Annotated in this window: 14 protein-coding genes; all 14 read left to right on the top strand. The window is 69.2% G+C overall.

Annotated features, from left to right (window positions below; all coding sequences use genetic code 11):
• Positions 1–238 precede the first annotated feature (238 nt).
• The 14 genes from mraZ to ftsA are packed head-to-tail and all read left to right on the top strand — an operon-like array spanning position 239 to position 16,124.
• Positions 239–670: a division/cell wall cluster transcriptional repressor MraZ gene (gene mraZ / locus AC07VX_RS01655; RefSeq protein WP_493163840.1), complete on the top strand. Its 432-nt coding sequence runs from the start codon at positions 239–241 to the stop codon at positions 668–670.
• Between the two features lie 11 nt (positions 671–681).
• Positions 682–1,623 (top strand): 16S rRNA (cytosine(1402)-N(4))-methyltransferase RsmH, encoded by a 942-nt coding sequence (gene rsmH, locus AC07VX_RS01650; RefSeq protein WP_493163470.1) that lies wholly within the window; start codon positions 682–684, stop codon positions 1,621–1,623.
• A 4-nt stretch (positions 1,624–1,627) separates the two neighbouring features.
• The gene (ftsL, locus tag AC07VX_RS01645; RefSeq protein WP_493163471.1) at positions 1,628–1,891 is read left to right on the top strand and encodes a cell division protein FtsL; all 264 of its coding nucleotides are present in this window, start codon (positions 1,628–1,630) and stop codon (positions 1,889–1,891) included.
• Positions 1,888–3,675: a peptidoglycan D,D-transpeptidase FtsI family protein gene (locus AC07VX_RS01640; RefSeq protein ID WP_493163472.1), complete on the top strand. Its 1,788-nt coding sequence runs from the start codon at positions 1,888–1,890 to the stop codon at positions 3,673–3,675. Before ftsL ends, AC07VX_RS01640 begins: the two co-directional genes overlap by 4 nt.
• Entirely contained in the window at positions 3,675–5,141 is a 1,467-nt protein-coding gene (locus AC07VX_RS01635; RefSeq protein ID WP_493163474.1) for a UDP-N-acetylmuramoyl-L-alanyl-D-glutamate--2,6-diaminopimelate ligase, read from the top strand. The genes AC07VX_RS01640 and AC07VX_RS01635 overlap by 1 nt, the downstream gene beginning before the upstream one ends.
• A 5-nt stretch (positions 5,142–5,146) precedes the next feature.
• A complete protein-coding gene (locus tag AC07VX_RS01630) occupies positions 5,147–6,523 on the top strand; it encodes a UDP-N-acetylmuramoyl-tripeptide--D-alanyl-D-alanine ligase (RefSeq protein ID WP_493163841.1) in 1,377 nt (458 codons plus the stop codon).
• The gene (mraY, locus tag AC07VX_RS01625) at positions 6,513–7,691 is read left to right on the top strand and encodes a phospho-N-acetylmuramoyl-pentapeptide-transferase (RefSeq protein WP_493163476.1); all 1,179 of its coding nucleotides are present in this window, start codon (positions 6,513–6,515) and stop codon (positions 7,689–7,691) included. Before AC07VX_RS01630 ends, mraY begins: the two co-directional genes overlap by 11 nt.
• Positions 7,692–7,695: 4 nt before the next feature.
• On the top strand, positions 7,696–9,381 hold the full coding sequence (gene murD, locus AC07VX_RS01620) for a UDP-N-acetylmuramoyl-L-alanine--D-glutamate ligase (protein WP_493163477.1): 1,686 nt from the start codon (positions 7,696–7,698) through the stop codon (positions 9,379–9,381).
• A gap of 5 nt (positions 9,382–9,386) precedes the next feature.
• Entirely contained in the window at positions 9,387–10,622 is a 1,236-nt protein-coding gene (gene ftsW, locus AC07VX_RS01615) for a putative lipid II flippase FtsW (protein ID WP_493163842.1), read from the top strand.
• The gene (murG, locus tag AC07VX_RS01610; protein ID WP_493163479.1) at positions 10,619–11,695 is read left to right on the top strand and encodes an undecaprenyldiphospho-muramoylpentapeptide beta-N-acetylglucosaminyltransferase; all 1,077 of its coding nucleotides are present in this window, start codon (positions 10,619–10,621) and stop codon (positions 11,693–11,695) included. Before ftsW ends, murG begins: the two co-directional genes overlap by 4 nt.
• Entirely contained in the window at positions 11,692–13,083 is a 1,392-nt protein-coding gene (murC, locus tag AC07VX_RS01605) for a UDP-N-acetylmuramate--L-alanine ligase (RefSeq protein ID WP_493163480.1), read from the top strand. The genes murG and murC overlap by 4 nt, the downstream gene beginning before the upstream one ends.
• Complete coding sequence (locus AC07VX_RS01600; RefSeq protein ID WP_493163481.1) at positions 13,080–14,054, top strand: D-alanine--D-alanine ligase; 975 nt, start codon at positions 13,080–13,082, stop codon at positions 14,052–14,054. Before murC ends, AC07VX_RS01600 begins: the two co-directional genes overlap by 4 nt.
• 4 nt (positions 14,055–14,058) lie before the next feature.
• The gene (locus tag AC07VX_RS01595; RefSeq protein WP_493163482.1) at positions 14,059–14,886 is read left to right on the top strand and encodes a cell division protein FtsQ/DivIB; all 828 of its coding nucleotides are present in this window, start codon (positions 14,059–14,061) and stop codon (positions 14,884–14,886) included.
• Positions 14,887–14,894: 8 nt separating this feature from the next.
• Positions 14,895–16,124, top strand: a complete 1,230-nt coding sequence (ftsA, locus tag AC07VX_RS01590; RefSeq protein WP_493163483.1) for a cell division protein FtsA — start codon at positions 14,895–14,897, stop codon at positions 16,122–16,124.
• The last annotated feature ends 39 nt before the right edge of the window (positions 16,125–16,163 follow it).

Here is a 16,163-nt window from a genome sequence, read left to right as displayed (position 1 = left end):
CCGCTGCCCCTGCGGATGGGGACAAACGCGATGGCCTTTACTCGCATAGCTCAAGCGCTACTTCTCAATATCCCGCCAAGTCCTTATTTCTGAACGAGATTTTTTCTCGTGCTGTATGAAATAACAGCTCGTTCTAAGTGCTTGATTTCATTGAAAAAACTTGTGCCGAACCTTGACCCGGGTAGGTGTGGCCCTTAAAGTGGGAGGAAGTGTTGTTTCGTGGTGAAAAGTGTCGGAAATCGTCTTTCAAGGTGCCTCCAACCTGGCTTTAGATGCCAAGGGACGCCTGAGCGTGCCCAGCCGACACCGTGAGGTGCTGCAACTGCTCTGCCAGGGGCGCCTGACCGTCACCAAGCACCCGGACGGTTGCCTGATGCTGTTCCCGCGGCCGACCTGGGAGGTCTTCCGCGACAAGGTCGCCGCGCTGCCGATGTCGGCTGCCGGCTGGAAGCGTGTTTTTCTCGGTAACGCGATGGACGTCGAGATCGATTCGGCGGCGCGCGTGCTGATCTCGCCCGAGCTGCGCAAGAGCGCCGGGCTCAAGAGCGACGTGATGCTGCTGGGCATGGGCAGTCACTTCGAGCTCTGGGATGCCGAGGCTCACGCCGCCCAGGAGGCCGAGGTGATGGCCGGCCCGCTGCCCGACGCGCTCAAGGACTTCAGTTTCTGATGGGCGCCGACATGGATGACAGCGCCCAGTTCCGCCACACCACCGTGCTGCTGAACGAGGCGGTCGACGGCGTGCTGGCGCGCCCCGACGGCATCTACGTGGATGGCACCTTCGGCCGCGGCGGCCACTCCCGCCTGCTGCTGAGCAAGCTGGCGCCCACCGGCCGCCTCATCGCCATCGACCGCGACCCCGAGGCCATCGCCGCGGCGGCGGTCATCACCGACCCGCGCTTCTCCATCGTCCACAGCGCGTTTGCCGACATGGCCGATCAGCTGGCGGCGCTGGGTGTCCATCGGGTGGATGGTGTGCTGCTGGACCTGGGCGTGTCCAGCCCGCAGATCGACAACCCGGAGCGCGGCTTCAGCTTTCGCTTCGAGGGGCCGCTGGACATGCGCATGGACACGACCCGCGGCGAGAGCGCGGCGGACTTCCTTGCGAGTGCCGACGAGCGCGAGATTGCACGGGTGATTCGGGACTATGGCGAAGAACGGTTTGCTGGCCAGATTGCAAAGGCGGTTGTTGCTCGCCGGGAAGCCGGTGCGCCCCTCACGCGCACCGACGAGCTGCGCGAACTCGTGGCTCGCACGGTCAAGACCCGCGAGCCCGGGCAGGACCCGGCGACTCGCACCTTTCAAGCCCTTCGGATTCATGTCAATGGCGAGCTTGAAGAGCTTGAGCAGGGGCTGAACGCGGCCCTGCGCCTGCTCGCGCCCGGCGGGCGGCTCTCCGTCATCAGCTTCCACTCGCTGGAGGACCGGCGCGTCAAGACCTTCATCGCCGAGCACAGCAAGCATGTGTTCGACCGCCGCGCGCCGTTTGCCGAGCCTGCGCCGCTGATCCTGAATGCGCTGGGCCGCATCAAGCCCAGCGCCGCCGAGGTGGCTGCCAACCCGCGCTCGCGCTCCGCCGTGCTGCGTGTGGCCGAGCGCACCGATGCGCCCCTGAAGGATTGAGCGCGTGGCCAAGCTCAACCTCGTGCTCATCCTCGCGGTGCTGCTCAGCGGCGTCGTGCTGGTGCACAGCGCCTACGAGTCGCGTCGCCTGTTCGCCGAGCGCGAGAAGGCCAAGAACGAGGGCCAGCGCCTGGCCGCCGACGCCGAGCGGCTGAAGGCCGAGCGCCACGCCCAGGCCACCAACCTGCGCGTCGAGCAGGTGGCGCGCGAGCGCCTGGGCATGCGCCTGATCTCGCCGGCCGTTGTGGCCTCGGGAGTCGCGCCATGAGCAAGGCTCCGAAGTCCGGCGCGCGCATGGCCGGCGCCAACCGCGGCGTCAGCTACTCCACCAGCCCGCTGCTCGCGTCCAAGACGCCGCCGTGGCGTTCGCGCTTCCTGGTCGCCCTCGTCGGCCTGGCCTTCGCCGGCCTGCTGGGCCGCGCCATCTACGTGCAGGTGCTGCACACCGAGTTCTTCCAGAAGCAGGGCGAGGCCCGCTATGCCCACACGCTGGAGCTGCCTGCCAGCCGCGGCCGCATCAACGACCGCACCGGCCAGACCCTGGCCGCCAGCGTGGCCGTGCCGTCGATCTGGGCCATCCCCAAGGAAGTCGACGCCGACGTCGACAAGCGCCGCGAGCTGGCCAAGGCCCTGGGGCTGACCGGCAAGGAGCTGGAGGCCAAGCTCAACCCCGAGTCGCGCTTCGTCTGGCTCAAGCGCCTGGCCGACGACGAGACGGCGGCCAAGGTCAAGTCGCTGGGTCTGAAGGGCGTCTTCCAGGACCGCGAGTACCGCCGCAAATACCCCGAGGGCGAGGCAGCGGCCCATGTGGTCGGATTCACAAACGTGGAAGACCGCGGCCAGGAGGGCATCGAGCTGGCCTTCCAGAAGGAGCTGCAGGGCCGCGACGGTTCGCGCTCCGTCGTGCGCGACCGCCTGGGCCGCGTCGTCGAGGACATCGGCGAGATCGTGCCGGCCGCCAACGGCCATGACGTCGATCTTTCCGTCGACTCCAAGGTGCAGTTCTTCGCCTACCAGCGCATCCGCGACGCGGTGGCCGAGAACAAGGCCAAGGCCGGCTCCGTCGTCGTGCTGGATGCGCTCAGCGGCGAGGTGCTGGCCCTGGCCAACTTCCCGAGCTACGACCCCGGCAGCCGCCAGAACCTCTCAGGCGAACAACTGCGCAACCGCGCGCTGACCGACGTCTTCGAGCCCGGCTCCACGATGAAGCCCTTCATCGCCGGCCTGTCCATGGAAACCGGCCGCAGCACGCCCGACACGCTGGTGGATACCGGCAACGGCAAGTACGCCTTCCAGGGCGCCGTCATCACCGATACCCACGCCCATGGCGTGATTCCGCTGCGCGAGGTCATCAAGTTCTCCAGCAACATCGGCGCCACCAAGCTCGCCATGCAGATGCAGCCGCGCGAGATGCACGAGATGTTCACCGCCATCGGCCTGGGCCAGCGGCCGCAGATCAGCTTCCCCGGCGCCATCACCGGCAAGCTGCGGCCCTACAAGACCTGGCGGCCCATCGAGCAGGCGACGATGAGCTACGGCTACGGCCTGTCGGCCTCGCTGTTCCAACTGGCGCGCGCCTACACGGTGTTTGCGCGCGACGGCGAGATCATCCCCGTCAGCATGCTGCGCCAGCCGCACGACCATCCGGTCGCCGGCATCCGCGTCTTCAAGCCCGAGGTGGCGCGCGAACTGCGCCTGATGCTGCAGGCCGCCGCCGGCCCCGGCGGCACCGCGCCCGACGCGCAGGTGCCCGGCTACAGCATCGGCGGCAAGAGCGGCACGGCCCACAAGCAGGAGGGCAAGGGCTACGCCAGCCATAAATACCGCTCCTGGTTCGTCGGCATCGCGCCCATCACCAACCCGCGCATCGTCGTGGCCGTCATGGTCGACGAGCCTACCGCCGGCGTGTACTACGGCGGCAAGGTCGCCGGCCCGGTGTTCAGCCAGGTCACCGCGCAGACGCTGCGCCTGCTGGGCGTGCCGCCCGACCTGGACGTGAAGAGCCAGATCGTCGCCAACCAGAAGGCCGTGGCCACCGAGGAAAGCTTCTGATGCTCACTCGCCTCAAATCCCCCGAGGCCGCCGCCCGCTGGCTGGCCGAATGGTGCACCGGCACGCTGCGCACCGACAGCCGCCAGGTCCAGCCCGGCGACGCCTTCATCGCCTGGCCTGGCTATGCGCGTGACGGCCGCGAGTTCGTGGCCGCGGCGCTGGCTGCGGGGGCGGCCACCTGCCTCGTCGAAGACGAGGATGTGGAGCGCTTCGGCTTCGTCGACGCGCGCGTGGCCTCGCTGCCCGGGCTGAAGGCACGCACCGGCGACATCGCCGCCGCCTTCTTCGGCAAGCCCACCGACACGCTGGACGTCATCGCGGTCACCGGCACCAACGGCAAGACCTCCTCGGCCTGGTGGATCGCCCAGGCCTCGGCCCAGCTCGGCAAGCGCTGCGGTGTCGTCGGAACGCTGGGCATCGGCGAGCCGCCCAGGCTCGACTACAACGGCCTGACCACGCCCGACCCCGTGCTGCTTCAGGCGGCGTTTGCCCGCATGCGCGACGACGCCTTCTCGGCCTGCGCCATCGAGGCCAGCAGCATCGGGCTCAATGAAGGCCGCCTGGCCGGCAGCGCCGTGCGCGTGGCGGTGTTCACCAACTTCACGCAGGACCACCTCGACTACCACCGCACGATGGACGCCTACTGGGTGGCCAAGCGGGCCCTGTTTGATTTCCCCGGCCTGCGCGCGGCGGTCGTCAATCTCGACGACCCCAAGGGCGAAGCGCTGGCCACCGAGCTGGTGACGCTGGATGTCTGGACCACCGCCGTGGCGCGCAGCGATGCCCGCCTGTCGGCCCGGGACCTGCACTACACCGGCGAGGGCCTGGCCTTCGCGCTGCACGAGGGTGCCGAAGCGGTGGACGTGCAGACCGGCCTGATCGGCGACTACAACGCGGCCAACCTGCTCGGCGTGGCCGGCGCGCTGCGTGCGCAAGGCCACGCGCTGGCCGACGTGGCCCGCGTGCTGGCCCGCGTCACGCCGGTGCCCGGCCGCATGCAGCGCGTGGGCAACGGCCGCGAGCTGCCGCAGGTGGTCGTCGACTACGCCCACACGCCGGACGCGCTGGACAAGGCGCTGTCCGCCCTGCAGGGTCTGGCCCGGGCGCGCGGCGGCGAGCTTGTCTGCGTGTTCGGCTGCGGCGGTGACCGCGATGCGACCAAGCGCCCGCAGATGGGCGCCATCGCGGCCCGCCTGGCCGGCCGCGTCGTCATCACGACCGACAACCCGCGCACCGAGGCGCCGGCCCGGATCCTGGCCGACATCGCCGTCGCCGCGCCCGGCGCCCTCGTCGTCGAGGCCCGTGAGGAAGCCATCCGTACGGCAATAGCCCAGGCCGGCGCGCGCGATATCGTGCTCGTGGCCGGCAAGGGCCACGAGGACTACCAGGAAGTGAACGGCGTGCGCCGGCCCTTCTCCGACGTCGGCGAGGCACGCGCGGCGCTGCTGGAAAGGGCGGGGCTGTGAGCTTTCTGACCCTGGCCGAAGCCCAAGCCCTGCTGCCCGGCTCGACGCTGGTCGGCGACGGTGCGACCGGCTTTGCCCGCGTGCACAGCGACACGCGCACGCTGCGCGCGGGCGACCTCTTCGTCGCGCTGCGCGGCGAGCGCTTCGATGCCAACGACTTCCTGGCCCAGGCCAAGGCCTCGGGCGCCGTCGCGGCGCTGGCCGAGCGCGGCCTCGCCGAGGCCGGCCTGCCCGGCCTGCTCGTGCCCGATGCCAAGGCAGCCCTGGGCCAGCTGGCCGCTGCCTGGCGTCGCCAGCACGCGATCCCCCTCATCGCCGTCACCGGCAGCAACGGCAAGACGACGACGACCCAGATGGTCGCCGCCATCCTGCGCGCCTGGGTGGGCGACGACGCGCTGGCCACCGAGGGCAACTACAACAACGACATCGGCGTGCCGCTGACGCTGCTGCGCCTGCGCCATGACGACGAGCGCAGCCACCGCGCCGCCGTCGTCGAGCTGGGCATGAACCACCCCGGCGAGATCGCGCCGCTGGCCGCGATGGCGCAGCCGACGGTCGCGCTCGTCAACAACGCCCAGCGCGAGCACCAGGAATTCATGGCCACGGTCGAGGCAGTCGCGCGCGAGAACGGTGCCGTGCTGGAAGCCCTGGCCGGCAGCGGCTGCGCCGTCTTCCCGGCCGAGGACGCCTGCGCGCCGATCTGGTTCGAGATGGCCGGCAGCCGTCCGCACCTGACCTTCGCGCTGCGCGGCGACGCCGACGTGACCGGCGCTGCCAGCTGGCACGGCACGCACTGGGCGCTGGAGCTGCACACGCCCGCCGGCACTGCGCCCGTGGTCTTGGCACTGGCCGGCGAGCACAACGTGCGCAACGCCCTTGCCGCCGCCGCCTGCGCGCTGGCTGCCGGTGCGCCGCTGACTTCAATTGCCCAGGGCCTGGAAGCCTTCCGCGCCGTGAAGGGCCGCTCCGAGCTCAAGCTCGACGCCCGCGGCCGCACCCTCATCGACGACAGCTACAACGCCAACCCCGACAGCGTGCGCGCCGCCATCGACGTGCTGGCCGGCATGCCGGCGACAAGCTGGCTCATCCTGGGCGACATGGGCGAGGTGGGCAACGCCGGCCCGGCCTTCCACCGCGAGGTGGGCGCCTATGCGGCCGAGCGCGGCATTGCCCATTTCTGGACAGCCGGCAGCGCCGCCCGCGACGCGGCCGCGGCCTATGGCCCCAAGGCCCGCGCCTTCGACACGACAGCCGCGTTGATCGCGGCGCTGAACGAACAACCCGACGCGGCCCAGACCCTGGTCAAGGGCTCGCGTTTCATGAAGATGGAACAAGTGGTCTCCGCACTTCAGACTCAATCAGGAGACACCCATGCTGCTTAGCCTCGCCCAGTGGCTGCAGGGCCTCTATCCCGACCTGGGCTTTCTGCGTCTGTTCAACTACATCACCTTCCGCGCCGTGATGGCCGCCATGACGGCGCTGCTGATCGGCCTGGCTTTCGGCCCCTGGGTCATCCGCAGCCTCACGGCCATGAAGATCGGCCAGCCCGTGCGCAGCTACGGCGTGCAGGCCCACCTGGCCAAGACCGGTACGCCCACGATGGGCGGCGTGCTCATCCTCATCGGCATCGGCGTGTCCACGCTCCTGTGGTTCGACTGGAGCAACCGCTTCGTGTGGGTGGTGATGATCGTCACGATGGGCTTCGGCGCCGTGGGCTGGGTGGACGACTGGCGCAAGGTCGTCGACAAGAACCCCGAGGGCATGAAGAGCCGGGAGAAGTTCTTCTGGCAGTCGCTCATCGGGCTGTTCGCCGCGCTGTATCTGGCGTTCAGCGTGTCGGAGACGTCCTTCCTCGGCGTCGTGCAGCTGTTCTTCCGCTGGGTGAGCAGCGGCTTCTCGACCGAGCTGCCGCCCAAGGCCGACCTGCTGATTCCCTTCTTCAAGACCATCAGCATGCCGCTGGGCGTCTGGGGCTTCGTCGCCCTGAGCTACTTCGTCATCGTCGGCACCAGCAACGCGGTCAACTTCACCGACGGCCTGGACGGCCTGGCCATCATGCCGGTGGTGATGGTGGGCTCTGCGCTGGGCCTGTTTGCCTATCTGACCGGTTCGTCGGTGTTCTCCAAATACCTGCTGCTGCCCTACATCCCGGGCGCCGGCGAGCTGCTGATCTTCTGCGCCGCCATGGCCGGCGCGGGCCTGGCCTTCCTGTGGTTCAACGCCCATCCGGCGCAGGTCTTCATGGGCGACGTCGGCGCGCTGGCGCTCGGCGGCGGCCTGGGCACGCTGGCCGTCATCACGCGTCAAGAAATCCTGCTGGGCATCATGGGCGGCATCTTCGTGGCCGAGGTGCTCTCCGTGATGATCCAGGTCAGCTGGTTCAAGTTCACGAAGAAGCAGTTCGGCGAGGGCCGGCGCATCTTCCGCATGGCGCCGCTGCACCACCACTTCGAGAAGGGTGGCTGGAAGGAGACGCAGGTCGTCATCCGCTTCTGGATCATCACGATGCTGCTCTGCCTCGTCGGCCTGGCGAGCCTCAAGCTGCGGTGATCGCGTGAAGCTGGACCTGCCGCAACTCAACGAACAGCGCGTGCTCGTGCTGGGCCTCGGGGACTCCGGTCTCGCGATGGCCCGGTGGTGCGCGGGCTTCGGTGCGCAGGTCACCGTGTGGGATTCGCGTGCACAGCCGCCGCAGTTGGGTGCGTTGGGTGACACGGCCGCTTTCATCACCGGCGAGCTGACGGCCGAGGCCGTGAGCGGCTTCAATGCCGCGCTGAAAAGCCCTGGCCTGTCGCCGCTGGATGCGCGCCTCAAGGCCGTCTACGAACATGGCCCCGCCGTGCGCGGCGAGCTGGATCTGTTCGCTGACGCGCTGGCCGCGCTCAAGACCCAGCATGGCTATGCCCCCGCGGTGCTGGCCATCACGGGCACCAACGGCAAGACGACGACGACCTGCATGACCGGGCTGCTGGCCGAGCGCGCCGGCAGGCGCGTGGCCATCGCCGGCAACATCGGTCCGACGCTGCTGGACACGCTGACCGAAGCTCTGGCGCGTGAGCCCGACCCGGCGCCGGTCGAGACACCCGACGAGGTGGTCGCTCAAGAAGTCGAGGATGCGCCGGTCGAAGCGACCGCCGAGGAAGAGGCCGTTGCGGCACTGCCCGACGAAGACGCGCCGCTGCCCATCGATCCCCCGCCGCCCCGCGGCCCGGTCTTCGAGACCCTGCCCGAGGTCTGGGTGCTGGAGCTGTCCAGCTTCCAGTTGGACGGCGTGGCGAACTTCGAGCCCACCGCCGGCGCCGTGCTGAACCTGACCCAGGACCATCTCGACTGGCACGGCGACATGGCCGCCTATGGCCGCGCCAAGGCGCGGATCTTCGGCCGCGAGTCTGTCATCGTTGCAAACCGCGACGACGCCGAAGTCGAAGGCCTCGTGCCCGCCCCGGTGTTCGTCAAGGGCAGCCGCGGCAAGCCCGGCCGCACGGTGTCGCGCCATGTCGTGCGCTTCGGTCTGAACCCGCCGAAGGCGCCGGGCGACTTCGGCCTGACGGAAGAGGGCGGCCTGACCTGGCTGGTGCGCGCCCTTGAGCTGGACCCCACGATCAAGCGCAAGAAGAGCGATGACGCAGAGCCCCTCATCATCCAGCGCCTGATGCCCGCCGACGCGCTGCGCGTACGCGGCCGCCACAACGCCGCCAACGCGCTGGCCGCGCTGGCGCTGGCCACGGCCGCCGGCTGCGAACTGGCGCCCATGCTGCACGGCCTGCGCGAGTACCGTGGCGAGCCGCACCGCGTCGAGCCCGTCGGCAGCATCGACGGCGTCGAGTTCTTCGACGACAGCAAGGGCACCAACGTCGGTGCTACCGTCGCCGCCATCTCGGGCCTGGGTGCCGACCGCGCGCCGGCCAAGCTGGTGCTCATCCTCGGTGGTGACGGCAAGGGTCAGGACTTCGCGCCGCTGGCTGAAGGCGTGGCCCGCCATGCGCGTGCCGTCGCGTTGATCGGCCGCGATGCGCCGCAGATCGAAGCCGCGCTGGCCAACGCCGGCGTGCCGATGCAGCGCCACGACACGCTGGAAGCTGCCACGGCCTGGTGCCTGGCGCAGGCGCAAGCGGGCGACAGCGTGCTGCTGTCCCCGGCCTGCGCGAGCCTGGACATGTTCCGCAACTACGCCCACCGCGCCGAGGTCTTCTTGGCCACGGTGCAGCAGCTCGCCGACGAGCGCGGGGTGGCGCTGTGAACACGATGGTCGCCAAGCTGCAGGCGTTCTGGAAGCGCGACGGTGCCGAAGACGCCAGCGTGCCGGTGCGCGACTGGGTCTCGACCTCGGCCGGCCGCCCGACCCAGCTGCAGGGCTTCGACATCACCCTGGTCTGGGTCGTGCTTGCGCTGATGGCCTTCGGCCTGCTGATGGTCTATTCGGCCTCCATCGCGATGCCGGACAACCCGCGCTTCGCCAAGTACCTGCCCACGCACTTCCTGACGCGCCACCTAGTGGCCATCGGCTTCGCGCTGATCGCCGGCCTCATCACGGTGCAGATCCCCGTGTCTTTGTGGGAGCGCTACGCGCCCTGGGTCTTCGTCATCGCGCTCGTGCTGCTGGTAGGTGTGCTGATCCCCGGCATCGGCAAGGTCGTGTACGGCGCGCGGCGCTGGATCCCGCTGGGCGTCATGAACTTCCAGCCGTCGGAGCTGGCGAAGTTCGGCATCGCGCTGTACGCGGCCAACTACATGATGCGCAAGATGGACGCGCGGGAGAACTTCTTCCAGGCCGTCACGCCGATGGCGATCTCGCTGGCCTTCGTGGGCCTGCTGCTGCTGGCCGAGCCGGACATGGGCGCCTTCATGGTCATCGCCTGCATCGCGATGGGCATCCTCTTCCTCGGCGGCGTCAACGGCCGCATGTTCCTGCTGATCACGATGGTGCTCGTCGGCGCCTTCGTGCTGATGATCACGCTGAGCGACTTCCGCCGCGAGCGCATCTTTGCCTACCTCAACCCCTGGGACGAGAAGTACGCCCAGGGCAAGGCCTACCAGCTCACGCACAGCCTGATCGCTTTCGGCCGCGGCGAATGGCTGGGGCAGGGCCTGGGCGGCAGCGTCGAAAAGCTGCACTACCTGCCCGAGGCGCACACCGACTTCCTGCTCGCCGTCATCGGCGAGGAACTGGGCTTTGCCGGCGTGGCCGTGGTGATCGTGGCGTTCTTCTGGCTCACGCGCCGCTGCTTCCTGATCGGCCGCCAGGCCATCGCGCTGGACCGTGTGTTCGCCGGCCTCTATGCGCAAGGCATCGGCATCTGGATGGGCGGCCAGGCATTCATCAACATGGGCGTGAACCTTGGCGCGCTGCCCACCAAGGGGCTGACGCTGCCGTTGATGAGCTTCGGCGGCTCGGCCATCTTGATGAACTGTGTGGCGCTGGCGGTCGTCTTGAGGATCGACCTCGAGAACCGGCAAATGATGCGAGGGGGCCGTTCATGACGGACAAGCACCTCGTCGTGATGGCCGCCGGCACGGGCGGCCACGTCATTCCCGGCTTGGCCGTGGCCGAGGAAATGCAGCGCCGCGGCTGGACGGTGTCCTGGATCGGCACGCCGCAGGGCATGGAGAACCGCCTTGTGCCGGCGCGGGGCATCGAGATCGATGCGCTGCCCTTCGCCGGCCTGCGCGGCAAAGGCCTGGCCCACACGCTGCGCGGCATCGTCGGCTTCTTCAAGTCGCTGGGTGCGGCCCGGCGCGTCTACGACAAGCGCGGCGCGACCGCCGTGCTGGGCATGGGCGGCTATGTCTGCGTGCCGGCAGGGCTCTCGGCCGTGTTCAGCGGTCGGCCGCTGATGCTGGTGAACGCCGACGCGGCCATGCTGAAGAGCAATCTCGCGCTGAAGCCCTTCGCACGCCGCATCGCCTTCGGATTCGACGGCGCGGCGGCGGCTTCGACGTCGGGTGCCGTCGTCAGCGGCAACCCGGTGCGCGCCGAGATCGAGGCGCTGCCGCTGCCCGCCGAGCGCATGAGCGGTCGCAGCGGCCCGCTGCGCCTGCTGGTGCTGGGCGGCTCGCTCGGCGCACGCGCGCTGAACCAGGCGCTGCCCCAGGCGCTGGCGCTGTGGCCGGCGGAGCAGCGCCCGCAGGTGCTGCACCAGTCCGGCCAGGACCATCTCGGCGCGGTCTGGCAGGCCTATTCGGACGCCGGCCTGTCGGCCGAGGTGCGGCCCTTCATCGACGACATGGCCGCGGCGCTGGCCTGGGCCGATGTCGTCGTCTGCCGTGCCGGCGCCATCACGGTCAGCGAGCTCTGCGCGGCGGGCTGCCCGGCGGTGCTGGTGCCGCTGGTCGTCAGCACCACCTCACACCAGCGCGACAACGCCGTCTTCATGGCCCAGCACGGCGCGGCCATCCATCTGCCGCAGATTGAGCTGACGCCGGCCAAGCTGCACGAACTGCTGAGCGGCCTGGACCGCACGGCGCTGCTGGCCATGGGCGAGAAGGCCCGCTCGCTGGCCCGGCCCCGTGCCGCGGCGCGCGTGGCCGATGAGATCGAAGGAATGCTGAAGTGAAGCACGCGGTACAGCGCTTGCATTTCGTGGGCATCGGCGGCGCCGGCATGAGCGGGATCGCGGAGATCCTGCACAACCTGGGCTTCACCGTCAGCGGGTCCGACGCCGTCGAGAGCGCGACGACCGAGCGCCTGCGGGCCCTGGGCCTGCGCGTCGAGATCGGCCACGCGGCGCCCAACATCGGCGACGCCCAGGCGCTGGTGACGAGCACGGCTGTGGCGGCCGACAACCCCGAAGTCCTTGCCGCGCGCGCCCGCCAGATTCCGGTCGTGCCGCGCGCCGTCATGCTGGCCGAGCTGATGCGGCTGCGCCGTGGCATCGCCATCGCCGGCACGCATGGCAAGACGACGACGACCTCCCTCGTCACCGCCATCCTCGTCGAGGCGGGCCTGGACCCGACTTTCGTCATCGGCGGCAAGCTCAACGCCGCCGGCGCCAACTCGCGCCTCGGCCGCGGCGAGTTCATCGTCGTCGAGGCCGACGAGAGCGACGCGTCCTTCCTCAAGCTCAGCCCCGTGCTGGCCGTCGTCACCAACATCGACGAAGACCACATGGACACCTACGGGCACTCGGTCGAGAAGCTGCACGCGGCCTTCGTCGAGTTCCTGCACCGCATGCCTTTCTACGGCGCGGCGGTGGTCTGCGCGGACGACCCCGGCGTGCGGGCCATCCTGGGCCGCATCGAGCGGCCGGTCGTCAGCTACGGGCTGAGTGAAGGCGTCAGTGTGCGGGCCATCGACGTGCAGGCCCTGGCCGGCGCGCAGATGCGCTTCACCTGCCAGCGTGAAGGCGCGCCCGATCTGGACGTGCTGCTCAACCTGGCCGGCGAGCACAACGTGCGCAACGCGCTGGCGGCCATCGCCATCGCGATGGAGCTGGACTGCGCGGACGAGGCCATCGTCGCCGCGCTGGCCAAGTTCTCCGGCGTGGGCAGGCGCTTCGAGAAGCATGGCGAATGGCCGGCTGCCGATGGCGGGCGCTTCGCGCTCATCGACGACTACGGCCATCACCCGGTCGAGATGGCTGCCGTGCTGGCCGCCGCGCGTGGTGCATACCCAGGGCGCAGGCTCGTGCTGGCTTTCCAGCCGCACCGTTACACGCGCACGCGGGACTGCTTCGCCGACTTCGTGCGCGTGATGCAGGGCGCCGACGTCGTGTTGCTGACCGAGGTCTATTCGGCCGGCGAGTCGCGCATTGAAGGCGCGACCGGCGCCGCGCTGGCCCAGGCCGTCGGCACGTCGAACTTCGTGGCTGGCGTGGCCGACATGCCTCGGGCCCTGGCCGCGCTGACGCGCGACGGAGACGTCGTCATCGGCATGGGGGCCGGTTCGATGAGCGCGCTGCCGCGGCTGGTGACCCAACATTTCTCGCAAGGAGCGTCGGCATGAGGAAGACGCCAATCGATCTGAACATCGACGCCGCCGCGCTCGGCAAGGTGGCCGTGCTGTTCGGCGGCACGAGCGCCGAGCGCCCGGTGTCGCTGATGAGCGGCAACGGCGTGCTCGCCGCGCTGCAGGCCATCGGCGTGGACGCCCACGCCTTCGATCCCGCCGAGCGCCACTTGCAGGCGCTCAAGGACGAGGGTTTCGCCCGCGCCTTCATCGCGCTGCACGGCCGCGGCGGCGAGGACGGCACCTTGCAGGGCGCCCTCGAATGGCTGGGCGTGCCCTACACCGGCTCCGGCGTGACCGCCTCGGGCGTGGCCATGGACAAGACCATGACCAAGCGCGTCTGGGCGGCCGAGGGCCTGACGACGCCGCAGTACCTGGCGCTGAGCCGCGCGGAGCTGACGCGCGAGCGCATCCGCGCCATCCCGGACGAGCTCGGCCTGCCCGTCATCGTCAAGCCGCCGCACGAGGGCAGCAGCATCGGCATCACCAAGGCCGTGGGCTACTCCGAGATGCAGGGCGCGGTCGAGCTGGCGCTGGGCTTCGACGACGAACTGCTGTTCGAGCAGTGCATCGAAGGCCCCGAGGTCACCTGTGCCGTGCTGGGCCAGGGGGGCGATGCCGTGGCCCTGCCGGTGGTCGAGATCCGCGCCGAGGGCGGTGACTACAACTACGAAAACAAGTACGTCTCGAACGACACCAAGTACCTGTTCGGCACGCTGCCCGCCGCACTGGAGGCCGAGATCCAGCAACTGGTGCTGCAGGCCTACCGGCTGCTGGGTTGCCGTGGCTGGGGCCGCGCTGACCTGATGCTGCGCAAGTCCGACATGAAGCCCTTCCTGCTGGAGATGAACACCAGCCCGGGCATGACCTCGCACTCGCTGGTGCCCAAGGCCGCGCAGGCCGTCGGCATCGATTACCCGCACCTTTGCCTGTGGTTGCTGTCGCAGGCCCGCCTTGATCGCGCTTGAGCTGATGAACTCCGCTGCCGCCACCGCTGCGCTGCCGCCCGACGTCCGCCTGATGAATGCGGTGTCGGCGCTGCTCGTCGCGGCATTGCTGGCGACGGCCGCGTGGGCGGCCATCCGCTGGGTGGTGCGGCTGCCGGCCTTCAACCTGCGCGCCATCCAGGTGGAGGGCGACGTCAGCCGCAACAGCGTGGCCTCGCTGCGCGCCAATGCGCTGCCGCGCCTGCAGGGCTCCTTTCTCAGCATGAACCTGCAGGCTGGCCGCGCCGCCTTCGAGGCCGTGCCCTGGGTGAGGCATGCGCAGCTGACGCGCGTCTGGCCGATGCGGCTGCGGGTCAACCTCGAAGAGCACCGCGCCGCGGCCTACTGGGAGGCCCGTGTCGACGGCGCCGACTCGGCCAGCGAGGCCACCGCCGAGCGCGCCCTGGTCAACAGCTTCGGCGAAGTCTTCCAGGCCAATCTCGGCGACGTCGAGGACGAGACCCTGCCCGTGCTGGCCGGGCCGGCGCAGACCGCGGGTTCGATGCTGCAGATGTGGCGGGCGCTGTCGCCAGCCGCCGAGCGCTTGAGCGAGAGCATCGAGCGCCTGGACCTGTCCGGCCGCGGCTCCTGGCGCGCGACCCTGGGCAGCGGCGCCGTCATCGAGCTCGGCCGGGGCAGCGAGGCCGAGGTGGTCGAGCGCTTCGGCCGCTTCGCCCACTCCATCACGCAGGTCACGGCGACCTACCGCAGCCCGCTGCTGTCCGCCGACCTGCGCCACGCCGACGGCTACGCGGTCAAGCTGCGCGGCGTGACGACGAATACCCCGGGTAAACCCGTAAATAGAAAACGCTGAGGACGGACATGGCCAAGGAATACAAGGATTTGGTCGTCGGGCTGGATATCGGGACCGCCAAGATCATGGCCGTCGTGGCCGAGGTATTGCCGGGCGGGGAATTGCGCATCGCCGGTCTCGGTGTGGCGCCGTCCAACGGCTTGAAGCGCGGTGTTGTCGTCAATATCGACGCCACCGTCCAGTCCATCCAGCAGGCCTTGAAAGAGGCCGAAATGATGGCTGATTGCAAAATATCGCGGGTTTACACGGGGATCACCGGCAGTCATATCCGCGGCCAGAACTCCACCGGCATGGTCATCGTGCGCGACAAGGAGGTCACACCGGTCGATGTGACGCGGGTCGTCGAAACCGCCAAGGCCATCAATATCCCCAACGACCAGCGCCTGCTGCTGGTCGAACCGCAGGAATTCGTCATCGACGGCCATGAGGTGAAGGAACCCATCGGCATGAGCGGCGGCCGGTTGGAGGTCAAGGTCCATATCGTGACCGGCGCCCAAAGTGCGGCGGAAAACATCGTCAAGTGCGTGCGCCGCTGCGGTTTGGAGGTGGATCAGCTGGTTTTGAATCCCAGCGCCTCCAGCCATGCTGCCCTGACCGCCGATGAGCGCGACCTGGGGGTGGCGCTGGTGGATATCGGCGCCGGCACGACCGATGTGGCGATATTCACCGGCGGCTCCATCCGCCATACCGCCGTCATTCCCATCGCGGGCGACCTGATCACCAGCGATATCGCCATGGCCCTGCGCACGCCGACCAAGGATGCCGAGGAAATCAAGGTCGAATATGGCGTGGCCAAGCAGCTGCTGGCCGACCCCGCCGACCAGGTGGAAGTGCCCGGCCTGGGGGACCGCAGCCCCCGCATGCTGTCCAAGCAGGCCCTGGCCGGCGTCATCGAGCCGCGCGTCGAGGAAATCTTTTCGCTGGTGCACCAGGTCATTCGCGAGAGCGGGTATGAGGAATTGCTCTCCAGCGGCATCGTGCTGACCGGCGGATCGGCCGTCATGCCGGGCATGGTGGAACTCGCCGAGGATATTTTTCTGAAACCCGTTCGCCGCGGCCTGCCCACCTATTCGGGGGCCTTGTACGACATGGTGGCCAATCCGCGGTCGGCCACCGTCATGGGGTTGTTGGAAGAAGCCCGGCTGTCGCGCAGCCGGGGTTTCAAGGCCGCACAGCAGGCCGGCTCGGTGCAAACCCTGCTCGGCCGGGTCAAGGACTGGTTCATGGGGAATTTTTGATCCTCAAAAACCACGAAAAATTTGTTTCAGCAGTAGTCA

This window comes from Roseateles sp. GW821-FHT03B02, from assembly GCF_059421025.1.
This window is presented reverse-complemented; position numbering and strand designations above follow the sequence as displayed.